Genomic DNA, 23,543 nt, shown 5'->3' with positions numbered 1-23,543 from the left:
GATACACGGAGGTCTCTCATGCGTCGCGTGGTGTTCAATCAGAAAGGTGGCGTGGGCAAGTCGAGCATCGCTTGTAACCTGGCGGCGGTCAGCGCCAGCGAAGGTTACCGGACCTTGTTGATCGACCTGGATGCCCAGGCAAACTCGACTCAGTACCTCACCGGCCTGACGGGTGAAGATATCCCCATGGGGATCGCCGACTTCTTCAAGCAAAGCCTGTCCAGCGGGCCCTTCAGCAAGAAGAACAAAGTCGATATCTACGAAACACCGTTCGACAACCTGCATGTGGTCACGGCGACTTCCGAGCTGGCCGACCTGCAGCCCAAGCTCGAAGCCAAGCACAAGATCAACAAGCTGCGTAAGTTGCTCGACGAGCTGGATGAGGATTACGAACGGATCTACATCGATACGCCGCCTGCGCTCAATTTCTATGCGGTATCTGCGTTGATCGCGGCGGATCGTGTGCTGATACCCTTCGACTGTGACAGCTTCTCGCGTCAGGCGCTCTACGGCCTGCTGGCCGAAATCGAAGAGCTCAAGGACGATCACAACGAAGACCTGATGGTCGAAGGCATCGTGGTCAACCAGTTCCAGTCCCGCGCCAGCCTGCCGCAGCAGATGCTCGACGAGCTGCTGGCCGAGGGTTTGCCGGTGCTACCGGTGTACCTGAGCAGCTCGGTGAAGATGCGCGAGTCGCACCACGCCAGCTTGCCGTTGATTCACCTGGAGCCACGGCACAAGCTGACCCAGCAGTTTGTCGAGTTGCACGATTTGCTAGAGCGCAGCGAGTAGGCGTCACTCCCAGTCCTTGCACGTTCCCTCGTTGTCGAGCATAATCTCCCAAAACGGGAGATTTGCTTGGATGCGTGTCATTGCCAAAAGCACCTTGGTGAAATTTTGGGAATTACCTGGGCATGACGATGCCAAGGCCCCCTTGGAAAGCTGGCACGATATGGCGATCAAAGCCATCTGGCGAACACCACAAGATGTAAAGGATCAGATAGGCAATGCCAGCGTATGTGGCAATAACCGCGTGGTCTTCAACATCGGAGGAAACAAGTACCGACTAGTGGTCGAGATGCAGTATCGAGCCGGTATTGCCTGGGTGAAGTTCGTCGGTACGCACAAGCGCTATGACGAGATTGACGTGGAGACAATCTGTGAATATTAAGCCGATACGCAATGATGACGATCTTCGAGAAGCATTTCAGCGACTCGAAGCTATTTTTCAGGCAGAGGCGGGCACCCCAGAAGCTGATGAAATGGAAGTACTTGTGGCACTGATCGAAGTGTACGAAAACAAGCACTATCCGATTCACCCCGCCAATCCCATCGAGGCCATCAAATTTTGCATGGACCAACAAGGTCTTACGCCACGGGATCTTGAACCCTTCATAGGCTCAAGCGGGCGGGTTTCAGAAATCTTGAATGGAAAGCGCGGGCTCAGTCTATCCATGATTAAGCGCCTGCATGATGGCCTTCGTATTCCCTACGAGTCTCTTCTAGCAAGCGCTTGAAATTAAACCCCCTGGCTGCGTAGCCACTCCAGCAACGACTGCAGCGGAAACGCCCCAGCCTGGCGACTGACTTCTCGACCGTTCTTGAACAGGATCAGGCTAGGGATCGAGCGGATGCCCAATTGCCCTGCCAGGTTGCGGTTGGCTTCGCTGTCCAGCTTGGCCAAGCGGCAGCGCCCGCTCAACTGGCGGGCCGCCTGTTCGAAGGTGGGGGCGAACGATTTGCACGGGCCGCACCAGTCGGCCCAGACGTCCACCAGCAGCGGCAGGTCGCCTTTGACCTGGCTGGCGTAGCTGGCTTCGGTCAGTTCGAAGGGCTGGCTCAGCAGCACCTCCTGTTTGCAGCGGCCGCATTTTGGGGCGTCGCTCAGGCGTGTGGCGGGCAGGCGGTTGAGGCCGTTGCAGTGGGGGCAGGGGATCAGCAGTGGGTCGGTCATTTGGGTTTCCTTTGGAATTTTGGGGGCCGTGCGCCGGCCCCCGGATCACGAAGAACAGCTGATCTCCAGATGCTTGCCCCACTCAGGCGGCCGCTGGGCATAGGCCTGCATCCCGGCCTGCTCGTCGAACGGCCGGCTCAGTACCTGATGCAGCCGCCGCACCTCACTGTAGTCGCCTGCTTCAGCCGCTTCGATGGCCTTCTGCGCCAGGTAGTTGCGCAGCACATACAGCGGGTTCACCGCATGCATGCGCTCACGGCGTCCTTGTTCATTGCCTGCCTCGCGCTGACAACGGGCCAGGTAATCCACGCACCAGGCATCAAAACCCGCCAAATCGATGAAATCGTCACGCACCACCTGCAGTGCCTCGGCCAGTGGCTGGTCGCCCAGCTTGCGGAAGAACAGGGTGTAATCCACGCCCCCCTTTTGCATGCACTGCAGCAGGCGCTCGACCAAGGCCATGTCTTCGTCTTCGGCGCTGGTCAGCCCCAGGCGGCGGCGCATGAGGTCCAGGTAATGCGCCTGGTACAGCGGCAGGAACAGCCCCAGCGCTTCCTTCAGCGGTTCCACCTCGATCACCGTGGTCAGTGCCTGGGCCAGCGCACTGAGGTTCCAGTGGGCAATCGGCACCTGGTTGCTGTAGCTGTAACGGCCGCGATCATCGGAATGGTTACAGATGAAGTTGGCGTCGAAGTCGTCGAGGAAGGCATAGGGGCCGAAATCGAAGGTGATGCCCAGGATCGACATGTTGTCGGTGTTCATCACGCCGTGGCAGAACCCATAGGCTTGCCAGCGGGCGATCAGCTCGGCGTTGCGCTCGACGATGGTGCGGAACATGGCCAGGTAGGGCTGTTCGGCCTCGCGGCATTCGGGGTAGTGCTGTTCCAGCACATGGTCGATCAGCACGCGCTGCTGTTCCGGCTGCTTGGTGTAGTAGAAGTATTCGAAATGGCCGAAGCGCACGTGGCTCTGCGCCAGGCGGGTGAGCATGGCGGCGCTCTCTTGGGTTTCGCGCCAGACCGGGGTGTTGGAGCCGATCACGCACAGCGCCCGGCTGGTCGGGATGCCCAAGGCATACAGGGCTTCGGAGGCAAGAAACTCGCGGATCGACGAGCGAAGCACGGCACGGCCGTCGCCCATGCGTGAGTACGGCGTCTGGCCGGCGCCCTTGAGGTGCAGGTCCCAGTGTTCGCCCGCCTCGTTGAGCACCTCGGCCAGCAGCAGGCCGCGGCCATCGCCCAGGCGCGGGTTGTAGGAGCCGAACTGGTGGCCGGAGTAGACCATCGCGCGTGGGTCGGCCTCTTCCCAGAGTTTCTGGCCGCTGAACACTTCGGCGAACAAGGGCGATTCGGCCTGGGCTGGGTCCAGGTCGAGCAGGGCCATGGCCGACGCGCTTGCCACCACCAGGCGTGGGTCTGCGATGGGCTCGGGCAGGACCTGGGTAGAGAACGCATCGCCCAGGCGGGCGAAGCGGTTGTCGAAGGTGAGTTGGTCGAGGGCTTTCACGGGCTGCTCCTGGGGTTCAGCACAGAATAAAGCATTCGAGCCCACTCAGGCCTGCGCAGTGCCATCCGATTTCGGCTGTTCCACGGGCACCAGCTGCTGCTTGCCGCCCTTCGTGTCCATCAGGAACACCTCGACCTGGCGCACCGAGATCTTGATGTTGTGCGCCTTGAACTCGCGGTTGATGTAGCGGTTGATCTCGTCCAGGGTCGGGTTGCGGTCCCCCAGGTCACGCACGTGCATGCGCAGTTCGTGGTCCAGCGAGCTTTCGCCGAAGTTCAGGAAGTACACGATCGGCTCTGGGTCCTTGAGCACCCTTGGGTTCTCGTGGGCGCCCTTGAGCAGCAGGTCGCGCACCAGGTCCAGGTCGGAGCCGTAGTCGATGCCCAGTTTCAGCGTCACCCGGGTAACCGTGTCGGTCAGCGACCAGTTGATCAACTGGCCGGTGATGAAGGTCTTGTTGGGGACGATGATGTCCTTGCGGTCGAAGTCGGTGATGGTGGTGGCGCGGATGCGGATCTTGCTCACCGTGCCGGACAGGTTGCCGATGGTGATGGTGTCGCCGATGCGCACCGGGCGCTCGAACAGGATCATGATGCCGGAGATGAAGTTGGCGAAGATCTCCTGCATGCCGAAGCCCAGGCCGACCGACAGCGCCGCCACCAGCCATTGCAGCTTGTCCCAGCTGACCCCCAGGGTCGACAGGGTGCTGACGATGCCGATACCGACGATGGTGTACGACAGCAGCGTGGTGGTGGCGTAGGCACTGCCCTGTGCAAGGTTCAGGCGCGACAGCACCAGCACCTCCAGCAAACCTGGCAAGTTACCGGCCAGGGCGAAGGTGATGCCGACGATCACCAGCGCGCCAAGCAGGTCGCCGAGGCTGATCGGCACCATGCTGGCGGCCGCGCCGGTGCCGCTGGTGTATTCGTACAAGGTGAAGTTGTTGAGGTAGGCGAACACCGAGATCAGGTCCGACCATACCCAGTACAGGCCGGCGATGAAGCCGCCGAGCAAGGCCAGGCGGATAAGGCGCAGCGACTGCTGGTTGACCTGTTCGATGTCCAGCGTCGGCTCTTCGGTGATCACTTCGCCATCCAGCCCTTCCTTGGCCGCTGCACGTTTGCTCAGGGCGCGCTGGTAGGCCAGGCGCCGCGCGGCCACAGACAGGCCACGGACAAAGGCGGCCTCGATCACCAGCCAGAACATCAGCAGGTAGAGGGTGTAGATCAGCCGGTCGGTGAGCTTGAGGGCGGTGTAGTAGTAACCGAAGCACACCGCTACGAACAAGGCGATGGGCAGGGCCGTGAACGCCACCCCGACCGCCCGGCGGAACAGCGAGGTGTCGCGATGCGCCGGGCTGCTCAGCAGCAGGCGGCTGAGCAGCCAGGCCATCAGCGCGTAGCAGGTCAGCACTACGCCGATGCCGAGCACGTCATCAGCCAGCGCCGAAGGTTGATGTTCGGCCACCGCCACCACGCCGACCAGTGCCAGCACCACGGTGCCAAGCCTGCGCACCCAGCCGCGCAGGAACTCGACCTGGGGCTTGTGCCAGCGGAAGTGGATTTCCGCCACGCCGCCAGGCGCCAGGATGCGGTAGGCGGTGTAGAACACCAGCCAGGCCTGGGCCAGTTGCCAGAGCGCGGCGCCCAGGTTGGCATTCTGCCCGCGGGCGTCGATCTGCAAGGCATAGCTGCACAGCGCCAGGCCCAGGCTCACCGGCATCGCCAGGAGGATATTGATCAGGATCGCCTGGGGCGTGTGCCACTGGCTGTCCCGGCGGAAGTGGCCGATGTCCTGGTGCACCTTGCCGAGCCGTTGATACAGGTACTTGCGCCGCCACAGCAGGCCGCCGATCACCAGCAGCAGCGGCAGGAACAGCAACGGTCGCTGGCTGAGGCCGTCGGCCAGTTCCTTGATGCCCGAGCCCCAGGGCAGGCTGGCGACCTGGTCGGCGAACCGCTCAGGGACGTAGCGCAGCCAGTCCCAGTCCAGCGGCTTGTTGCTGGGGATCCAGAACATCTGCTCGTCGAGGGTGGTGCGCAGGCCTTGGGCGGTGCCCAGCAGTTGCTTCTGGTTGAGCTGCAGGGTGATCGATTCGTTGAGCAGGGCCGAGAGTTCGCGGTTGAGGCGCTCCAGCAGGTCGCTGCGGGTGATCGCCACTTCCAGCAGCGCTTTGCGCAGTGGCGGGGTGACGTCTTCCGGCGGTTGGTTGGCCAGCAGCTTGTCGACATAGGTGACCGGGCTGCTCATCTGCTCGCGCTGCTGGTTGATCTCGAACTGGTACAGGCGGGTGTCGGCGATCTGGTCGGCCAGGTCGCGGTCGACCTTCAGGTGCGGCAGGGTCTGCTTCTGCTTGTAGAGGATCTTGGACAGCAGCAGGCTGCCCTTGAGCACGTTGATCTGCTCGTCCAGCGCCTGGTCGGCCTGGGTCAGGCTGTCGAGCTGCTGCTTGGTGCGCAGGTTCTGCTGGGTCAGTTCGTTGAGGCGATCGGTGCTTTTGAGCAGGTAGTCGGAAAGCTTGAGGTTGATCGTGCTTTCGCTGGCCAGCAGGCTGCTGCCGCCGGCCTTCTGGGCTTCGATCGACTGCTGGGTGACGGCCTCCTGGGACTGGGCCAGGCGCTTGTCGTTGATCAGCGTTTGCAGGTCCTGGATTTCCTGCTCCAGGCGCGCCGCGCGCTCGATCAGCAGGTCGTGTCGGGCACTGCCAAGGTCTTGCAGCAGGCTGTTGCCGGCCAGCTCCTGACGGCGCAGCAGGGTCAACGCGTTGAGCGAGGCCAGCTCGGCGTTGAGCTGGTTGCGTTGGTCGGCGTTGAGCGCCTTGCCGTTGTCCTTGCCCGACTTGAGGTTGTTGTTGATCTGCTGGGTGCGGGCCTGGCTGTTGCTGATCTCGGCTTGGGCGCGCTCTGGGCGGGTCTGGGAATTGATGATCAGGCTGTTGGCTTCGGACAGCGCCTTTTGCAGCTCACCCTGCAGGGTGCTGCGCTCGCTGAGCAGTTGCTCAAGCTGCGGCACCGTGAGGGTGGCGTAGCGCTGGGCGACCGGTTGCGGCTTGCTGTCCTTGAGCCTGGCCAGTTCTTTCTGGCTGTCGTTGGTTTCTTTCGGCGCGCCGGCCAACTGTTGCTTGAGCGCGGCCAGCTTCTTCTCGCTGTCTTCCTTGCTGGCAAGCAGGCTCAGGGTTTGCTCCAGCACCTGCTGCAGGGCCTTTTGATCGGCCTCGGGCAGCTTGCGCTCGGCAATCTTGTCGAGGCTGTGCTGGATGCTGGCAGTGGTCGGCGCTTCGGCCGCGGCGTTCGCGGTGGCCGCGAACGAGAAGGACAGGCACAACCCGAGTAGGGCTGTGCGAAGGTACACGCGCAGGGACATAGGCAGACTACATTGTGGATCGGGGCAGAATCGCAGTTTAGAGGAACAATCCTGGTCCGGGTCGCGTTCCTTCGGGGAATCTGACGCCCACTTTCTGCACATTGTTCCCGTCCATGGTCGCCACGGTCCAGATCGTGCCATGCCATTCGACCTGGTCGCCTACTACTGGAGCGCCTCCGACCTTCTGTCGGATGAACTGCGCCAGCGGCATTTTCGCGTCCAGGCCGTCAAGTTTCAGGCCATAAAGCGCCGCCACGGCGCCGAGTTCGGCATCGCCTTCAAGCACGAAGTCGCCGAAGAAGCGCAGGTCCAGGCCACGTTGCGGCGCCTGGCTGAACAGCTTGCCCAGCGCGGGCAAGTTATGTTCGTGGCCGATCACGCAAAGCATGTCGCCGACTTCCAGCACGGTACTGCCCGATGGGTGCAGCAGTTGCTCGCCACGGAACAGCGCGGCGATACGGGTGCCCTCAGGCATCTTCAGCTCGCGCAGGGCAGCGCCGATGCACCATTTTTCCGCCCCCAGGCGGTAGACGAACAGCTCCCACTCGCTGGTGATGTGCACTTCCAGCGCAGAGCGTGAGATGGGCGCAGGGTCTGGCGGTACGGTGACCTTCAGCAGCTTGGCCATCCACGGCAGGCTGGTGCCCTGCACCAGCAGTGACACCAGCACGATGAAGAACGCCAGGTTGAAGAACAGCTGTGCATCCGGCAGCCCGGCCATCAGCGGGAACACCGCCAGAATGATCGGTACCGCACCGCGCAGGCCGACCCAGGAAATGAAGCCCTTTTCGCGACCGTGGAAGGCCTTGAACGGCAGCAGTGCGGCAACCACCGACAGCGGCCGGGCGATCAGGATCATCCACAGGGCCAGGCCCAAGGCGGGCAAGGCGATGGGTAGCAGGTCGTGGGGTGTGACCAGCAGGCCCAGCACCAGGAACATGCCGATCTGCGCCAGCCAGGCCATGCCGTCGAGCATGTGCAGGATGCCATGGCGGCTGCGGATCGGCTTGTTGCCCAGCACCAGGCCGCACAGGTACACGGCAAGGAAGCCGCTACCATGCAGGGCGTTGGTCAGCGAGAACACCACCAGGCCGCCGGCCACGACCAGAATCGGGTACAAGCCGCCGGCCAGGTTGATGCGGTTGACCAACTGCAGCATCAGCCAGCCGCCGCCCAGGCCCAGCAGGCCGCCGATACCGAACTCGCGCAGCAGGTGGCCCAGCAGGCTCCAGTGCAGGCCGGTCTGGCCGCTGGCAATCATCTCGATCAGGGTGACGGTGAGGAACACCGCCATCGGGTCGTTGCTGCCCGACTCGATCTCCAGCGTGGCCGTGACCCGTTCGTTCAGCCCTTTGCCGCCCAGCAGCGAGAACACTGCCGCGGCGTCGGTGGAGCCGACGATGGCGCCGATCAACAGGCCCTGGATCAGGCTCAGGTCGAACAGCCAGGCCGCGACCAGGCCGGTGAGGGCGGTGGTGATCATCACGCCGACGGTGGCCAGCGACAAGGCCGGCCACAACGCCACGCGGAAACTGGCCACACGCGTGCGCAAGCCGCCGTCGAGCAGGATCACCGCCAGGGCCAGGTTGCCCACCAGGTACGCGGTCGGGTAGTTGTTGAAGATGATGCCGCCACCGTCCACGCCTGCGACCATGCCGACGGCGAGGATGATGACCAGAATAGGGATACCCAGGCGTGACGACAGTGAACTGACCAGGATACTTGCACCCACCAGCAAAGCGCCGATCAGAAACAGGCTGTTGATGGTGCTGGCATCCAAAGGCAGTACTCCGGGAAACGCGGGGAAGAAGACTCGATAGCGTTGATGACTAGCAGGTCGCGTGCCAATCGATTCTAACCTGATGAATTGGCAGCATGTAAAGCGTTTCTGCAGATGTAGAAAAGGCACCGCGGTGGGTGCCTTTTCTTGTACTGCCAGGGTGGGCCTCTTCGCGGGGCAAGCCCGCTCCCACAGGATAGGTGGTTCCTGTGGGAGCGGGCTTGCCCCGCGAAGAGGCCAGTGCAGGTCAGCCCTGCTTCACTTCACGCATCGGCTTGCCTTTGACCGGCGCACCGTTAGCCACGTAGTACTTGGCAGTGCTGCGCGCCAATGGCTTGCGGTTGCGGATCTTGTCCGAGATTTTCTCGGCGATCATGATCGTGGTGGCGTTGAGGTTGCCGGTGATGATGATCGGCATGATCGACGCATCGACCACACGCAGGCCCTGCATGCCGTGCACGCGGCCTTCGCCATCGACCACCGCCATGTCGTCGGTGCCCATCTTGCACGAGCAGGACGGGTGGAAGGCGGTTTCGGCGTGCTCGCGGATGAACGTGTCCAGCTCTTCGTCCGTCTGCACGTGCGCGCCCGGGCTGATCTCGCGACCACGGTATGGGTCCAGCGCCGGCTGGGCCATGATTTCGCGGGTCAGGCGGATGCCGTCACGGAATTCCTGCCAGTCCTGCTCGGTGGCCATGTAGTTGAACAGGATGCTCGGGTGCTGGCGTGGGTCTTTCGACTTGGCCTGGATGCGGCCACGGCTTGGCGAGCGCATCGAACCCATGTGCGCCTGGAAGCCATGTTCCTTGACGCCGTTGGAGCCGTTGTAATTGATCGCTACCGGCAGGAAGTGGTACTGGATGTTCGGCCATTTGAACTCAGGACGGGTACGGATGAAACCACCGGCCTCGAACTGGTTGCTGGCGCCGATGCCGGTGCCGTTGAACAGCCACTCGGCACCAATGGCCGGCTGGTTCCACCACAGCAGCGACGGGTACAGCGACACCGGTTGGGTGCAGGCGTACTGCAGGTACAGCTCAAGGTGGTCCTGCAGGTTTTCGCCGACGCCCGGCAGGTCGTGCACCACCGGGATGTCGAGGCTTTCCAGCAGGGCGCGCGGGCCAACACCAGAGCGCTGCAGCAGTTGCGGCGAGGCGATGGCGCCGGAGCTGACGATGACTTCCTTGCGGGCGCGGGCTTCGACGCGCTCTTCGCTGTCGCCGACCAGGTAGGTCACGCCAACGGCGCGCTTGCCGTCGAACAGGATGCGGTCGCTCAGGGCGTGGGTAACAATGGTCAGGTTCGGGCGCTTCTTGGCCTGGTCCAGGTAGCCGCGGGCGGTGCTCGAGCGGCGGCCGTTCTTGGTCACCGAACGGTCCATCGGGCCGAAGCCTTCCTGCTGATAGCCGTTGAGGTCTTCGGTGCGCGGGTAACCGGCCTGCACGCCGGCCTCGACCATGGCGTGGAACAGCGGGTTGTTGCCAGCCTTGGGCGTGGCGACGCTGACCGGGCCTTCGCCGCCGTGGTAGTCGTTAGGGCCGATATCGCGGGTTTCTGCCTTGCGGAAGTACGGCAGGCAGTCCAGGTACGTCCAGTCCTCAAGGCCTGGCAGTTCAGCCCAGCCGTCGAAGTCCATGGCGTTGCCGCGGATGTAGCACATGCCGTTGATCAGCGAGGAGCCACCCAGGCCCTTGCCGCGGCCACATTCCATGCGGCGGCCGTCCATGTGCGGCTCCGGGTCAGTCTCGTACGCCCAGTTGTAGCGACGGCCCTGCAGCGGGAACGCCAAGGCGGCCGGCATCTGGGTGCGGAAGTCGAAGCGGTAGTCGGGGCCACCGGCTTCGAGCAGCAGCACGGTGACGCTGGCGTCTTCGGTCAGGCGCGTGGCCAGGGTGTTACCGGCCGAACCTGCGCCGACGATGATGTAATCGAATTCTTGGGACATGAAAGTACCCTCGTTTGGCGGTGATCAGGGAGCGGGGACGCCCGTGCACGGCGGCACGGGCGTGGCTAGACAGGGTTTAGAAAACCGAGTTGTAGCCGCCCAGCTCGACCTGGACCGACTTGATGCGAGTGTATTGAGCCAGCGAGCTGACGCCGTTTTCACGGCCAACGCCCGACTGCTTGTAGCCACCGACCGGCATTTCGGCCGGCGATTCACCCCAGGCGTTGATCCAGCAGATGCCGGCTTCGAGCTTGTGGATGATGCGGTGGGCACGGGTGATGTCGTTGGTGCACACGCCAGCGGCAAGGCCGTATTCGGTGTCGTTGGCGCGGCGGATGACTTCTTCTTCGGTCTCGTAGCTGAGGATGCTCATCACTGGGCCGAAGATTTCTTCCTTGACGATGGTCATGTCGTCGGTGCAATCGGTGAACACGGTCGGAGCGACGAAAGCGCCCTTGGCGAAATCACCCTCGGTCAGACGCTCACCGCCACACAGCACGCGGGCACCTTGCTCTTTACCCTTGGCGATGTAGCCCAGCACGCTTTCCATGTGCTGGAAGCTGACCAGCGGGCCGAAGTTGGTGTTCTCGTCTTCCGGGTTACCTACACGGATGCGGGCAACGCGCTCGGCGATCTTGGCTTCGAAGGCGGCTTTCATCGGGGCAGGGATGAACACGCGGGTGCCGTTGGTGCACACCTGACCGGAGCTGTAGAAGTTGGCCATCATGGCGATGTCGGCGGCCTTGTCCAGGTCGGCGTCGGCGCAGATGATCAGTGGCGACTTGCCGCCCAGTTCCATGGTGACTTCCTTGAGCGACGAGCTCGAGGCGCTGGCCATGACTTTCTTGCCGGTGGTGGTGCCGCCGGTGAAGGAAACTTTTTCGATGCGCGGGTGTTCGGTCAGCCAGGTGCCGACTTCGCGGCCGCTGCCGGTCAGGACGTTGAACACGCCGTCAGGCAGGCCCGCTGCGGTGTAGATCTCGGCCAGTTTCAGGGTGGTCAGCGAGGTGACTTCCGAAGGTTTGAAGATCATCGCGTTGCCGGCGGCCAGGGCTGGCGCGGACTTCCACAGGGCGATCTGGATCGGGTAGTTCCAGGCGCCGATACCCACGGTCACACCCAGCGGCTCGCGGCGGGTATAGACGAAGGAGCTTTCACGCAGCGGGATCTGCTCGCCTTCGATGGCCGGAACCAGGCCTGCGTAGTACTCCAGCACGTCGGCGCCGGTGACGATGTCGACGTAACGGGTTTCGGAGTACGACTTGCCGGTGTCCAGGGTTTCCAGCTGGGCCAGCTCATCGTTGCGCTCGCGCAGGATGTCGACGGCGCGGCGCAGGATGCGCGAGCGCTGCATAGCGGTCATCGCTGCCCAGACTTTCTGGCCGCGTTCGGCGCTTTCGACGGCTTTTTCGACGTCGGCCTGAGTGGCGCGCTGCACATGGGCGAGGACTTCGCCGGTAGCCGGGTTGATGGCTTCGAAAGTGGCATCGCTGCCAGCGTCGACATAACCGCCATCAATGTAGAGTTTTTGCGTTCCGAAACGGGCCATAGTGTCCTCGCAAGTGCAGTGTGTGGTTGGCTACTGCGTCACGCGCCTGCCTGTTTGGCAATCGCCGTGCGCGGTTGTTCAGAGGCCTGGTCGATTGTGCCCAGGGTCTGCTGTTTAGCCAGTTGTAGATCCATGTATTCGTAAGCGATTCGTATCGCCTGGTCTGTGTCGAAAGCATCTCCCGACAGGGCGCCTCGCAGCCACAGGCCGTCGATCAGGGCCGCCAGCCCGCGGGCTGCCTTGCGCGCATGGTAAAGCGGCAGGACGCGGCGGAACTGACAGCAGAGGTTGGAATACAAGCGGTGATCGTTGATCCGCTGCAACCTGTGCAAGTCGGGCTGGTGCATGCTGGAAGCCCAGAAGGCCAACCAGGTTTTCATTGCCGGGCCGTTCACCTGGCTGGCATCGAAGTTACCTTCGATGATCACTTTCAGGTGGGCACGCGGGCTGTCGTCCGTCAGTGCCTGGCGCCGCGCTGCAACGCCTTCGTTGAGCATGCTCATGATGTAACCCATCGTCGCTGCGATCAGGCCGTTCTTGTCCCGAAAGTAGTGACTGATGATGCCGTTCGACACCCCGGCCAACCGGGCAATCAGCGCAATGCTGGCGTCCCCCAGTCCGACCTGATCGACCGCCAACAAGGTGGCTTCGATCAACTGCTGGCGGCGGATGGGTTGCATACCGACCTTGGGCATCTTGCTATCTCCTCAGGCCTGCGAGCAGACGACGGGCGGCTGACTCGGCGAAGGCCAGTCTATTTTGTTTTGATTGAACGTTCAATCAATAAAGAATAAGCTCTGCGACAATTTGTGCCATTGACACCCTTTGAGGGCAGCCAGGCAGCACGAATCGACACCCCAGGAAAATCGTGTAACCCCCGGAATACAAGGCGTTGACGGGCATGAGCGATGCGAAATGCAGATTCTGCCGAGCGGTCAAAGGCCGCGCGCAGGGCCCTTGGAGCGGGCCTGAGTCTGTTTTTTTTGCAACGATTCGATTCGGGATCACGGTTTCCAGGGTGCTTTTATAACACCTGATGCAGTGGGGGTATTCCACCAATTGCTCGGGAAAACACTGATTAGCCTCCATAGCCGTACTGCCCGGAGCATTCGTGCAATGAGTTCTGCCTCCCTTACCAACCCCCCCGCCGAGAGGGTCCGGGTCAACAGCGTGGTGTTCTACACCTCGGCGCTGCTGATCCTTGCGTTGACTGCCTTGCTTATCGCTGTACCCGAAACCGCAGGCCAAGTGCTGGGCGTGGCCCAGAAATGGCTGACGCGCACCTTCGGCTGGTACTACATGCTGGTGATCTGCGGTTACCTGCTGTTCGTCGTCTACCTGGCGTTCTCCGACTACGGCAAGCTCAAGCTTGGCGGCAAGGATGACCAGCCCGACTTCAGCTACGGCGCCTGGGCCGGCATGCTGTTTTCGTCCGGTATCGGTATTTCGCTGCTGTACTTCGGCGCCTCCGAGCCCCTGGACCACTACTTCAACCCGCCAGAAGGCACCCCTGCCAGCCTCGAGGCCGCGCGCCAGGGCCTGCAGCTGACCTTCCTGCATTGGGGCCTGCACGGCTGGGCGATCTACGCCCTGGTCGGCCTGGCCGTGGGCTACTTCGCCTACCGCCACAACCAGCCGCTGGCACTGCGCTCGGCGCTGTACCCGCTGGTCGGCGAGCGTTGGGTCAAGGGCGCTGCCGGCAATGCCGTGGACATCTTCGGCATGTTCGTCACCTTGCTGGGCCTGGTGACCAACCTGGGTATCGGTTCGATGCAGGTCTCTTCGGGCCTGGAATACCTGTTCGGCATGGAGCACAGCCAGACCAACCTGCTGATGGTGATCCTGGTGATGGCCGGCGTTGCCACCGTGGCGGCGGTATCGGGCGTGGAGAACGGCATCCGCCGTCTGTCCAACCTGAACATCATGCTGTTCAGCGGCCTGCTGATCTTCGTGCTGCTGGGTGGCGAGACCCTGCACCTGCTCAACGGCTTCGTGCAGAACGTCGGTGACTACCTCAACGGCATCGTGCTGAAAACCTTCGACCTGTACGTCTACGAAGGCGAGGCTGGTAAATCCGAGCGCTGGCTGGGCCTGTGGACCGTGTTCTACTGGGCCTGGTGGATTTCCTGGGGCCCGTTCGTCGGCATGTTCATTGCCCGTATCTCCAAGGGCCGCACTGTGCGCCAGCTGGTCAGCGGCGTGCTGCTGATCCCGTTGGGCTTCACCTTGGCCTGGCTGTCGATCTTCGGCAACACCGCGCTGGACCTGGTGATCAACCAGGGCGCCGTGGAGCTGGGCAAGACAGCCCTTGAACAGCCGTCGATGTCGATCTACCAACTGCTGGAATACTTCCCGGCGGCCAAGATCGTGATCGGCGTGGCGGTATTCGTCGGCTTCGTGCTGTTCCTCACCCCGGCCGACTCCGGTGCGGTGATGATGGCCAACCTGTCGTGCAAAGGCGGCAAGGTCGATGAAGACGCCCCGCACTGGATGGTGGTGTTCTGGTCGGTGATCATCACCCTGGTCACCATCGGCCTGCTGTTCGCCGGCAACTTCGAAGCCATGCAGACCATGGTGGTGCTGGCCGGCCTGCCGTTCTCGGTGGTGTTGGTGCTGTTCATGTTCGGCTTGTACAAGGCCATGAAGCAGGACGTCGCCGTCGAGCAGGAGCGCGCCCAATTGGCCGCCCGTGGCCGCCGCGGCTTCAGCGAGCGGCTGACCCAGCTGGACCTGCAGCCAACCCAAGCGGTGGTACAGCGCTTCATGGACAAGCAGGTCAGCCCGGCCTTGAAAGAAGCGGCCGAGCAGCTGCGCACCTTGGGCTTCGAAGTGGAGTCCCGGGTTGGCCAGTCTCGCAACACCATGGGCCTGCGGGTGATGATGGAAGAGGGCAACCCCTTCGTCTACGAAGTAAGCCTGGACGGCTACATGGCCGCGCCGAGCGAGGCCCCGGTCGAGGGTGAGCCGGAAGTGCGCCAGCGCTTCTACCGTGCCGAGGTCTACCTGCATGATGGCAGCCAGGAGTACGACCTGATGGGCTTTGTCCCGGAACAGATCGTGCGTGATGTGCTGGACCAGTTCGAAAGCCACCGCCAGTTGTTGGGGCGTGTGTACAGCTGATGCGGTTGCAACAGGCCCTGCCCGATAAGCAGGGCCTGTTGCCTTTGTGCATGTAATAAGTAGCACCGCTACCGCAGGCGTTCGCGCAAGGCTTCTGGTCCATCCACCAGGAGGCCCTGGACATGTCCAGTTCCGACACTTCGACATTCGATTTCAAACGCGCCGCTGCCCTGCAGTTCGGCGACCGTCCGACCCTGCGTCAGGTCGTCAGCGAGCAACTGCTCACGCTGTTGCTGAGTGAGCTGCCGTGGCTGGCAGTCGTCGAGCCTACCTTGCCGTCTGCCGACGCGCTGATGTTGGACAGCCCTGATCCTTCCACGCCTTACTGGTCCACTGAGCCGCTGGTCGACAGGGTGCTGCAGGCCATGCTCCAGACCAACTCGGTCGACCTGGAGCCTGTCGATGGGCGCCACCATAACCTCGGTTTGGTCGATCCGTACCGGTTCGCCGGTTCCGACAGCGCGTTCGACACCCGGCAGCTCAGTGGCTTGACGGGCCCTATCAATGACCTGATCGAACAACTGCCGCAGCACTTTTGCCAGGCGCAGCTCGACTATTGGCGCAGCCAGGGCAGCAGCGGTGCAAGCCGTGATGAGTGGCTGCAGTTGCTGTTGAAAACAGCTCTGCTGCGCGGCCTGCCGTTACAAGGCCTGGATGCGCAAGAGCAAGCCTGCGTCCGTGACCTGATACGGGGCGGTCGTGACCAACCGGCGGTGAGCTTCGTGCAAACCCGGCTGACGACGGGCTCCGGGTATTGGGATGAGACGCTGTGCCATCTGCTGATCACCGGCGAATGGGACGAACGGCAGGTCGTGTTGTGGTGCGCCCCTTCTGGCAATGTGCGAGGTTTTCCATCCTTGGCCGCGTTCGCCCTTGCCCTGCGTGACGAGCTTGCACAGCGCTACAGCTTCGATGGCCTGTCATGGCAACGCTACCCGGTCGAGGGCAATGTATTCGCTCAGCAAGTCGGGCTGCTGCTCGAGACGCTGTTCACTCAGGTCGACAGGGTGCGCTATGGGCAGTTGGCCGATGTCGCGGCACTTGAGCGGCTGTTTGCTCAGATGAGCGACCCCGCACAGTGGTTCGACCGTTACCCCGACGATACCCCGGCGGTCGAGCCTCCGCCTGGCTTGTCGCTGAGCGACGGTGATGACAGCCTGGCTTATCACGCGGGCTTGCTGCAGCTTGCGCTCGACCAGCTCGACGCTGAGAGTATCCCAGCCTTGGATGGCATCCAGGGCCTGGCCGACTACACCCGTCAGCGCCTGAGCGAGCAGATGCGCCTGGCCCACGCCGATCACACATCCCCGGACGATCTGATATTGCAGTTCTTCGTGGCCCGTGGGGTACCGGGTGGCGCCGGAACGGGCACAGGGGGCGGCGAGCCGGTGGTACTCGAAGGCGAGAAGACCCTCACCGAATTCGCCATCGGCAACCTCGGTGCACTCGGGGGTGCCTCGGTGCTGCGTATCCGGTGCGCCAACGGTGCAGACGTACCTGCCTGGCTGGATGCCGACGCAGCCAATCAGTTGGTGAGCCAGGTCGATATCGGTGGCAATTACCCGGCGTACGTTGCCCGCCAACTGGACGACCCGCTGCAGCGTGCACAGCGCGTCAGGCGATTTGGCCGGGAATGGCGCAGCGCCCTGCGGTTCAGCGCGCTGACCAGCAAGCTTGAGGGCAAGCTCACGGATGCCGGCTTGCAGTGTGTGGTTGATTTCTGCGCTGGCCATGTCGACCCGCAAACCCCGCGCATGGTCCTGATGCCGCTGGCATTCAGGCGCCAGCCCCACTCTGGGCAACATGACAACGTGCGTGGCATGTATTTGCTGTTCTGCGTCGAGCCGTCGCGGGTGCTGTTCTATCGCCCTTTGTACAGGCAGGACACGCTGCGGGAATACGCAAGCCTGGCGGCGTTGCTGGAGCACATCCAACAGTCCCCCTTGTTGCAAGTGAGCATTCTGGATTGGCTGGACCCCCAGGTTCGCTCTATCTATGACCATGGTGGGTTCCGCGAACCACATGTCACGAGTCTGGGGCCGGACCCTTTCAGCCTGCCTGAGAAGCCTGAGCCACCCGTCATCGATCCGCAGCTGTGGGGCAGCGATATCGACGACAAACTCTACAACGCCAACCGCGACCTGCTCGTCGAGTTGGCTGACATGCAATCCACCTCCAATGCAGAGCGCCGTTGGCAAACCCTGTGCCAGGGCGCTTGGCTGCTGTTTGACCTGGCCACCCTGGCGCTGCGCGGCCCGGTGGCCAGCGTGGCGTGGCTGGTACAACTGCTGACGTCGCTGGAAAACGACCTGCTGGCCCTCGAGCAGGGTGGGGAATTCGACCGCTCCGCCGCCATCGCTGACTTGCTGCTGAACCTGGGGATGGTGTTGCTGCATGCGCGGCAACCCAGTCTGCAGCTTGGTGTGGCCGGGCAGCCCCCCGGCGCAGACCAGTTTGAAGGCCCTGCCGCGCAACGCGGGGCATTTGCCGAAGTGTCGGTGGCGCCTGCCACTGAAGCCGAAGCGGCGATTGGCGCGCTGGCAGCGCTGCCTGGGCGTCAGCTTGACTTGAGCTGGCGCGGCAACCACGGGTTCAACTGGCTGCCGCCTGCGCAGCGGCAGGCGCTGCGGGCCATGCGGGTGGACATAGCACTGGATGAGTCGAACTTGCAGGCAAGTGGCGATGCTGAAGGTTTGTATCGAGTCCAAGGGAGACTCTACGCGGCCATGGGGGGCGATGCTTACCCCGTTGAAGTGGGCCCGGACGGTGTGCGAGTGATCGACTCTAAAGGCGGGTATGGGCCATGGCTGGCCTGTACGCTGGGTGTTTGGCGAGTGGATACTGCGTTACGCCTGGTTGGCGGAATGAGGCGGGGCGACACGCGAGCGCAACTGGCCCGGCGCTTTGATAAACTGAGGGAGTTTGCCGACAACCTCAATGGCAAGGTGAACAGTGCGACGGCGCAGTTTGGAACGGTTGGAACTGAAATCACGGAACTGCAACACAAACTCACCCAGCTCAAGACCTTGCGCGCAAGGGCACAGGCCAGGGTGGACGCCGCTGTCAGTGACGGTGAGCGGGAAGCGTCCCAAGCTCTCATCGGTCAGTACGCTGTGCGTATCGCTGAGTGGGAGGCACAAATCGTCAGTAAGCGCGAAGAGGCGGTCGGGTACCTCGAAGAGGCTGTTCAAAGTGACACAGCCATACAAAGTGTTCTTGAAACCCTGTTCGAACCCAAGTTCGCCAGCGCTCGGAGCGGTTGGGAAGAGGTCATTTCACAGCAGCGGCGCACTGTTCTGATCAATCAGATCCGTAACAGCGATTTCATCCTCAATGAGTTGTGGAACCTGGCGGATTACCCAGGGCTGGATCGCATGCAAGCCAGGCTCGATGGGCAGCCGCTGCTGCAGGTGCTCGAGCCCTATCGAGCATTGCGTCGTAGACTCGAATATGTAGTGGGCCTTCAAGACCGCATACTCGCCGCCTACGAGCGCCTGGACGAGCTGTTGCCGGGTGCGCCTGGCGATCTGGTAATCAGCAGCCCCATTGAAATGCACAGTCGCACCGTTGACTCACTCATTGCCCTGCGCAAATTCAGCACAGTGCAGTTCCGTTTCCATCAGGCGATGAACCTAGCGAATCTGGCGCTGCACCTGGACGTCACCACCGGCCAGCGCAAAGTAGCCCGGTTCAGGGAGGAGCTTACCGGGGCTGCCTTGCGCAATGCGGCCGGCGCTCATGGCGAGCTCGATTTCGCCAACCTGCCGGTGGAAGACCGCGTTGTCATCCTTCAGGAAGCGTGGGACGAGTATGCCGAGGCGTTGGTCAACAGCGCACGCATTCGCAGTGATGGTGGGGCGCTGGTCGAAGTCTCGATGACCGACCGGTACCGCACCCAGCTGGAAAAACTGAAGCTCGATGCCGGTCGTCGCCTGGTCGAGGCCATCAAAGAACAGGAAGGCGCAAACGTGCCGCCGAAGCGGGCGGCCTACCTTGTTTCGAGCGAGCCGCAACGGGTAGTGCGAAACGCCGAGGGGCAAACACTCATCGGTACCGAGCGCGATGACGACGGGCAAAAAGTGCTTGAGGTGCGTGAACCTTTCAGCGGCGTCGTACTGGCCATTTTCGACTGGGAGCATGGCCAGTGGCGAGAGCGTGTGGCTGAGCAGGTTCCGCTCGAATCGCAGGCAGAGCCCGTTGATACAGCTATGCGCGTGCAGACCCTGCTGGACGAAAACGACGAGCTGAGCCTCAAGGCGCAAGCGTACATCGACAACGACCTCAAGGGCCCTCGGCTGGCGCGGTTGTTCGAACGCCAGATAGACAAGCTCGGCCGCGCGGCGACATCGCTGGGTGAGGAGGGCGCAAACCCCGCCTTGATAAAAAGCCTGGAAGCGGCCTCGGACCGGCTTCGAGCGGAGAAGAACCTCAAGCTGACCACGCTTTACACCAATACACACTACCCCAGCGCTGAAGCATTGCGGTTCTTGCATGAGCAACGCTTGCTCAAGGTGGAATATGTCAGCCCCAGGCAAGTCATGAGCAATGGCAGCACCTTCGATGAGTACAAGATCATGCGTCTGGCGCAACCTGGAGCAACGTCGGGGCGGCCATTGTGGGTGGCGCATTTTCATATGCGCTCAGCTGATGCGCTTGCCCGGGACTTTACCCAGGGCCACCTGAAAACCTGGAGCCAGCGCCGTATGAGTGGACGCGAAGAAGCTGCCGCGAGCGTTCGTGTACACCGCGGCAAGCTGACCCTGGAGCAGGCGAGCGGCATCATCCCGTTCGATTGAGGGCTCAGCGGTTGCTGTAACGGCCATGCTTGCCGTGGGCAGGCATGGCCTGGTTGCCACGCTCGGCGATCATCTGCGTAAGGCCGATCAGCACGATGCCTTCTGCCTTCAGCCGGGGCAGTTCGCGTTCCAGCACCTGCAGTGTCTGGGGGTAGGGGTGGCCGATCAACACGGCTGAGCCTTGCCGCCGTGCAAGCTCAACCCCCTGGCGCAACTGGCGGTCGATTGCCTCCACGGAGCGCTCGTCATCGAGGAATACATCACGCGAAACGTGCGCCAGGCCAACGGCCTGCGCCTGGGCCGCTGCCACGGTAGCTGCACTGGTACGGCTATCGACGAAGAACAGATGCCGCCGTTGCAGTTCACCCATCAGCCAGGTCATCGGGTCCCGCTGGGCCGTCATTCGGCTGCCCATGTGGTTGTTGATGCCGGCAGCGTAAGGCACCTTGGCCAGGGCCGCATCCAGGCGGCTGGCCAGTTCGGGCAGCGGCAGGCCGGGGTGCCAGGCGTATGGGCCGGTGGCAGGGTCCATGGGCATGTGCAGGATCACCGTCTTGCCGGCCTTGTGCGCCTGGCGGGCGAAGTCGGTGGCGTGCGGGGTGTCGGGCATGATCGCCATCGTGACCGGGCCGGGCAGGGCAAGCGTGCGGTGGTCGCGCTCGCTGCTTTGGCCCAGGTCGTCGATGATGATGCTCATGTAGGCCTCGTTGGTCGGCGCCGCTTGGGCGACGCCAGCCAACACACAGAACAGCAGACACAGCAGATAGCGCATCGGCTGGATCATTTGCCCGAGGTGATGTTCAGGCCCTTGAGCAGGCTCAGCGCCTGGCTCAGCTGGAAGTCATCATCCTGCGGGCGTTCCTTGCGCTTGCTGCTGCCGGTCGGGCGGTCGGCGCCGCCGTTGCCGTTGCCCAGGTGGCCCTGCAGGTCGGCTTCCTTGAAGTTGTCGGTGTCGACCTCGGCGGTGAGCTTGGCCGGGCGCACCTCGATGTCGGGCACGATGCCCTGGGCCTGGATCGAACGGCCATTAGGGGTGTAATACAGTGCGGTGGTGAGCTTCAGGGCGCGATCGTTGGCCAGCGGCAGCACGGTTTGCACCGAGCCTTTGCCGAAGCTGTCGGTGCCCATCAGCACCGCACGTTTCTGGTCTTGCAGGGCGCCGGCGACGATTTCCGAAGCCGAAGCGCTGCCGCCGTTGATCAGCACCACCAGCGGTACGCCTTCACTGGCATCGGCCGGGTCGGCAGAGAAGCGCAGTTCGGAGTTGGCGATACGGCCTTTGGTGTAGACGATCAGGCCCTTGGTCAGGAAGTGGTCGGCCACTTCTACCGCCGACTGCAGCACGCCGCCGGGGTTGTTGCGCAGGTCGAGCACCACGCCGCGCAATTTCTTGCCGTTGTCCTTGCGCAGCTTGGCCAGGGCCTTGCCCACTTCGTCACCGGTCTTGACCTGGAACTGGGTGATACGGATGTAGCCGTAGTCGTTTTCCAGCAGTTGGCTCTTCACGCTCTTGACCTGGATCACCGCGCGGGCGAGGGTCACGTCGAACGGGTTACCGCCGTCACGGACCAGGGTCAGGGTGATCTTCTCGCCGATCTTGCCGCGCATCTTGTCGACCGCTTCGGTCATGGTCTGGCCCCGAGTCGGTGCGCCGTTGATCTTGACGATCAGGTCACCGGCCTGCACACCGGCCCGCGACGCTGGGGTGTCATCGATAGGCGAGACCACCTTGATGAAGCCGTCTTCCTGGCCAACTTCTATGCCCAGGCCACCGAATTCGCCGCTGGTGCTTTCTTGCAGCTCCTGGAAGTCTTCGGGGCCAAGGTAGGCCGAGTGCGGGTCCAGGTTGCTGAGCATCCCCTTGATGGCGTTTTCCAGCAGGGTCTTGTCGTCCACAGGCTCCACATAGGCGGCCTTGATGCGGTCCATGACCTCGGCGAAGGTGCGCAGCTCCTCCAGCGGCAGCGGCGCCTTGGCCGTCACCTCGGTGGCCGGCACCGCGGCTGGCTTGGCCGGCTCTGCGGCAGTGGCCAGGGGCGCACCGACCGCCAGGGCGATGGACAGGGCCAGCTGGGTGAGACGAGGCGAGTGCAGCATGTCGAACGAACTCCTGATCCTGTAGGCGCTCCTTGAGGAGCATCGGCGCAGCATTCAGGCTACGCCGTAAAAAGGTGAATTGGGTTGCAACCCTAACCTCTGCACCACTGTGAAGGGTCGGTAGGCCGGCCCTGCTGGCGGATGGCGAAGTACAAGCCTGCGCTGTCCTGGCCACCGCTGTCACCCACGGTGGAAATGGCGTCGCCGGCCTTGACGATGTCGCCGGCGCTCTTGAGCAGGCTCTGGTTGTGACCGTACAGGCTCAGGTAACCATTACCATGGTCGAGAATGACCAGAAGTCCAGCTCCGCGCAACCAGTCGGCAAACACCACACGGCCGCCGTGTACGGCGCGTACTTGAGTGCCTGGGTTGGCGCTGATCATCACCCCGTCCCATTTGGCGCGGGCGTCACTGCCGCGTGCATCGCCGAAGCGTGCCAGCAATCGACCATTGACGGGCCACGGAAGTTTTCCCCGCGCAGCAGAAAATGCGCCGCCGTAGTTTGCGCCATCGCTGGACACTATCGGGCCAAGGGTGGTGCGGGCTTTTTTCGGTGGCTCTGCGGCTTCGCGGGCATCGTTGCGTGCGGCGGCGGCAGCCAGGGCTTCCTGTTGGCGGCGTTTTTCCGCCTCCTGCTGGGCCAGCAGGGCTTTCTTGCGCGCTTCCTCGGCTTCGCGGGCCTGGCGCGCCAGGGTTTCCTCGATGGTCTTGAGGACTTTGCCAAGGTCGGCCTGGTCCTGCTCCCGGGCCTGCAGCTTCTGGTCGCGGTCTTTCATGTCGCTGTTGAGCTTGGCCAGTACTTGCTGGCGCTTGCTGCGTTCGGTTTCGAGCGCCTGGCGGCGGCTGTCGAGGTCGCCGCGCTGGGCCAGCAACTGCGCTTGCTGGCGGCCGATGTCCTGTTCGACATTGGCCAGTTGGCGCAGGGTCTCGTTGAAGGTGCGCAGTTGTTCCAGGCGCGCCTTGCTCAGGTAATCGTAATAGGTCAGGGTGCGGGCGAATTTCTCGGGGTTCTGCTGGTTGAGCAGCAGCTTGAGGTATTCCTCGCGGCCGTTCTGGTAGGCGGAACGGGCCTGGATGGCGATCAGTCGCTGTTGTTCAACGCGGGCGCTCTGGAGTTTTTTTTTCTCGGTATCAAGGCGCTCCAGCTCGCCCTCGGTCTTTTTTAGTTCTTGTTGCAGTGCCTCCACCTGCTTTTCGAGATCGCCGATGTCGGTCTCGGTGGACTTGAGGTCTTTCTGCACGCCCGACTTCTCTTCCTGGAGCTTGCCCAGCATCTTTTTGAGCTCGGCGATGTCCTGGCGGGTGGCGTCCAGTTGTTGCTGGGTCTGCGCACGCTCATCGGCGAACGCCGGGCTGAGCAGGCAAGACAGGGCGAGTAGGATCAGGGCGCGAAGCATGGGGTTGGGCGTACCAGGGATGGAGACTGGCCTAGT

15 protein-coding genes are annotated in these 23,543 nt (G+C 62.8%); 5 read left to right on the top strand and 10 right to left on the bottom strand.

Annotated features, from left to right (window positions below):
• The first annotated feature begins 18 nt into the window (after positions 1-18).
• The 3 genes from CKW22_RS06110 to CKW22_RS06100 all read left to right on the top strand — a co-directional run bounded on the left by CKW22_RS06110 (position 19) and on the right by CKW22_RS06100 (position 1,517).
• Positions 19-792, top strand: coding sequence for a ParA family protein (locus CKW22_RS06110; RefSeq protein ID WP_047582205.1), 774 nt, complete (start codon positions 19-21; stop codon positions 790-792).
• Between the two features lie 70 nt (positions 793-862).
• Positions 863-1,171 (top strand): type II toxin-antitoxin system HigB family toxin, encoded by a 309-nt coding sequence (locus tag CKW22_RS06105; RefSeq protein WP_033701994.1) that lies wholly within the window; start codon positions 863-865, stop codon positions 1,169-1,171.
• Entirely contained in the window at positions 1,161-1,517 is a 357-nt protein-coding gene (locus CKW22_RS06100) for a type II toxin-antitoxin system HigA family antitoxin (protein ID WP_033701993.1), read from the top strand. Before CKW22_RS06105 ends, CKW22_RS06100 begins: the two co-directional genes overlap by 11 nt.
• A gap of 2 nt (positions 1,518-1,519) precedes the next feature.
• On the opposite strand, the gene trxC is transcribed toward CKW22_RS06100, so the two are convergent.
• The 7 genes from trxC to betI form a co-directional block, all read right to left on the bottom strand.
• Positions 1,520-1,954 carry a thioredoxin TrxC gene (trxC, locus tag CKW22_RS06095; RefSeq protein ID WP_033701991.1) on the bottom strand — a complete coding sequence of 145 codons (435 nt, stop codon included), beginning with the start codon at positions 1,952-1,954 and terminating at the stop codon, positions 1,520-1,522.
• Between the two features lie 45 nt (positions 1,955-1,999).
• The gene (selO, locus tag CKW22_RS06090; RefSeq protein WP_047582207.1) at positions 2,000-3,460 is read right to left on the bottom strand and encodes a protein adenylyltransferase SelO; all 1,461 of its coding nucleotides are present in this window, start codon (positions 3,458-3,460) and stop codon (positions 2,000-2,002) included.
• Between the two features lie 45 nt (positions 3,461-3,505).
• A complete protein-coding gene (mscK, locus tag CKW22_RS06085; protein WP_033701988.1) occupies positions 3,506-6,823 on the bottom strand; it encodes a mechanosensitive channel MscK in 3,318 nt (1,105 codons plus the stop codon).
• Between the two features lie 37 nt (positions 6,824-6,860).
• The gene (locus CKW22_RS06080) at positions 6,861-8,603 is read right to left on the bottom strand and encodes a potassium/proton antiporter (RefSeq protein WP_033701986.1); all 1,743 of its coding nucleotides are present in this window, start codon (positions 8,601-8,603) and stop codon (positions 6,861-6,863) included.
• Positions 8,604-8,850: 247 nt separating this feature from the next.
• Positions 8,851-10,548 carry a choline dehydrogenase gene (betA, locus tag CKW22_RS06075; RefSeq protein WP_033701985.1) on the bottom strand — a complete coding sequence of 566 codons (1,698 nt, stop codon included), beginning with the start codon at positions 10,546-10,548 and terminating at the stop codon, positions 8,851-8,853.
• A gap of 76 nt (positions 10,549-10,624) precedes the next feature.
• Positions 10,625-12,097: a betaine-aldehyde dehydrogenase gene (gene betB, locus CKW22_RS06070; RefSeq protein ID WP_033701984.1), complete on the bottom strand. Its 1,473-nt coding sequence runs from the start codon at positions 12,095-12,097 to the stop codon at positions 10,625-10,627.
• Positions 12,098-12,135: 38 nt separating this feature from the next.
• Positions 12,136-12,792, bottom strand: a complete 657-nt coding sequence (gene betI, locus CKW22_RS06065) for a transcriptional regulator BetI (protein WP_033701981.1) — start codon at positions 12,790-12,792, stop codon at positions 12,136-12,138.
• Positions 12,793-13,213: 421 nt separating this feature from the next.
• On the opposite strand from betI, the gene CKW22_RS06060 reads away from it, so the two are divergent.
• Both CKW22_RS06060 and CKW22_RS06055 read left to right on the top strand, forming a co-directional pair.
• The gene (locus tag CKW22_RS06060; protein ID WP_095063900.1) at positions 13,214-15,217 is read left to right on the top strand and encodes a BCCT family transporter; all 2,004 of its coding nucleotides are present in this window, start codon (positions 13,214-13,216) and stop codon (positions 15,215-15,217) included.
• Between the two features lie 122 nt (positions 15,218-15,339).
• Positions 15,340-20,013 (top strand): dermonecrotic toxin domain-containing protein, encoded by a 4,674-nt coding sequence (locus CKW22_RS06055; RefSeq protein WP_095063899.1) that lies wholly within the window; start codon positions 15,340-15,342, stop codon positions 20,011-20,013.
• Positions 20,014-20,017: 4 nt separating this feature from the next.
• On the opposite strand, the gene CKW22_RS06050 is transcribed toward CKW22_RS06055, so the two are convergent.
• The 3 genes from CKW22_RS06050 to CKW22_RS06040 all read right to left on the bottom strand — a co-directional run bounded on the left by CKW22_RS06050 (position 20,018) and on the right by CKW22_RS06040 (position 23,507).
• Positions 20,018-20,785 carry a divergent polysaccharide deacetylase family protein gene (locus CKW22_RS06050; RefSeq protein WP_033701977.1) on the bottom strand — a complete coding sequence of 256 codons (768 nt, stop codon included), beginning with the start codon at positions 20,783-20,785 and terminating at the stop codon, positions 20,018-20,020.
• Positions 20,786-20,793: 8 nt separating this feature from the next.
• Positions 20,794-22,110: a S41 family peptidase gene (locus tag CKW22_RS06045; RefSeq protein ID WP_033701976.1), complete on the bottom strand. Its 1,317-nt coding sequence runs from the start codon at positions 22,108-22,110 to the stop codon at positions 20,794-20,796.
• A gap of 92 nt (positions 22,111-22,202) precedes the next feature.
• A complete protein-coding gene (locus CKW22_RS06040) occupies positions 22,203-23,507 on the bottom strand; it encodes a murein hydrolase activator EnvC (protein ID WP_033701975.1) in 1,305 nt (434 codons plus the stop codon).
• Positions 23,508-23,543: the final 36 nt, after the last annotated feature.

The sequence above is a fragment of the Pseudomonas sp. Irchel s3f19 genome (assembly GCF_900187555.1).
GTDB lineage: Bacteria > Pseudomonadota > Gammaproteobacteria > Pseudomonadales > Pseudomonadaceae > Aquipseudomonas > Aquipseudomonas capeferrum.
Note: the sequence above shows the minus strand (reverse complement) of the source record. Positions and strands in the feature narration are given on the sequence as shown.

Coding starts and splice junctions, on each gene's coding strand:
- betB (WP_033701984.1), bottom strand. CDS start 12,097: ATGGCCCGTTTCGGAACGCAAAAACTCTACATTGATGGCGGTTATGTC.
- CKW22_RS06060 (WP_095063900.1), top strand. CDS start 13,214: ATGAGTTCTGCCTCCCTTACCAACCCCCCCGCCGAGAGGGTCCGGGTC.
- CKW22_RS06045 (WP_033701976.1), bottom strand. CDS start 22,110: ATGCTGCACTCGCCTCGTCTCACCCAGCTGGCCCTGTCCATCGCCCTG.
- mscK (WP_033701988.1), bottom strand. CDS start 6,823: ATGTCCCTGCGCGTGTACCTTCGCACAGCCCTACTCGGGTTGTGCCTG.
- CKW22_RS06040 (WP_033701975.1), bottom strand. CDS start 23,507: ATGCTTCGCGCCCTGATCCTACTCGCCCTGTCTTGCCTGCTCAGCCCG.
- CKW22_RS06050 (WP_033701977.1), bottom strand. CDS start 20,785: ATGCGCTATCTGCTGTGTCTGCTGTTCTGTGTGTTGGCTGGCGTCGCC.
- CKW22_RS06055 (WP_095063899.1), top strand. CDS start 15,340: ATGTCCAGTTCCGACACTTCGACATTCGATTTCAAACGCGCCGCTGCC.
- betA (WP_033701985.1), bottom strand. CDS start 10,548: ATGTCCCAAGAATTCGATTACATCATCGTCGGCGCAGGTTCGGCCGGT.
- betI (WP_033701981.1), bottom strand. CDS start 12,792: ATGCCCAAGGTCGGTATGCAACCCATCCGCCGCCAGCAGTTGATCGAA.
- trxC (WP_033701991.1), bottom strand. CDS start 1,954: ATGACCGACCCACTGCTGATCCCCTGCCCCCACTGCAACGGCCTCAAC.
- CKW22_RS06110 (WP_047582205.1), top strand. CDS start 19: ATGCGTCGCGTGGTGTTCAATCAGAAAGGTGGCGTGGGCAAGTCGAGC.
- CKW22_RS06105 (WP_033701994.1), top strand. CDS start 863: ATGCGTGTCATTGCCAAAAGCACCTTGGTGAAATTTTGGGAATTACCT.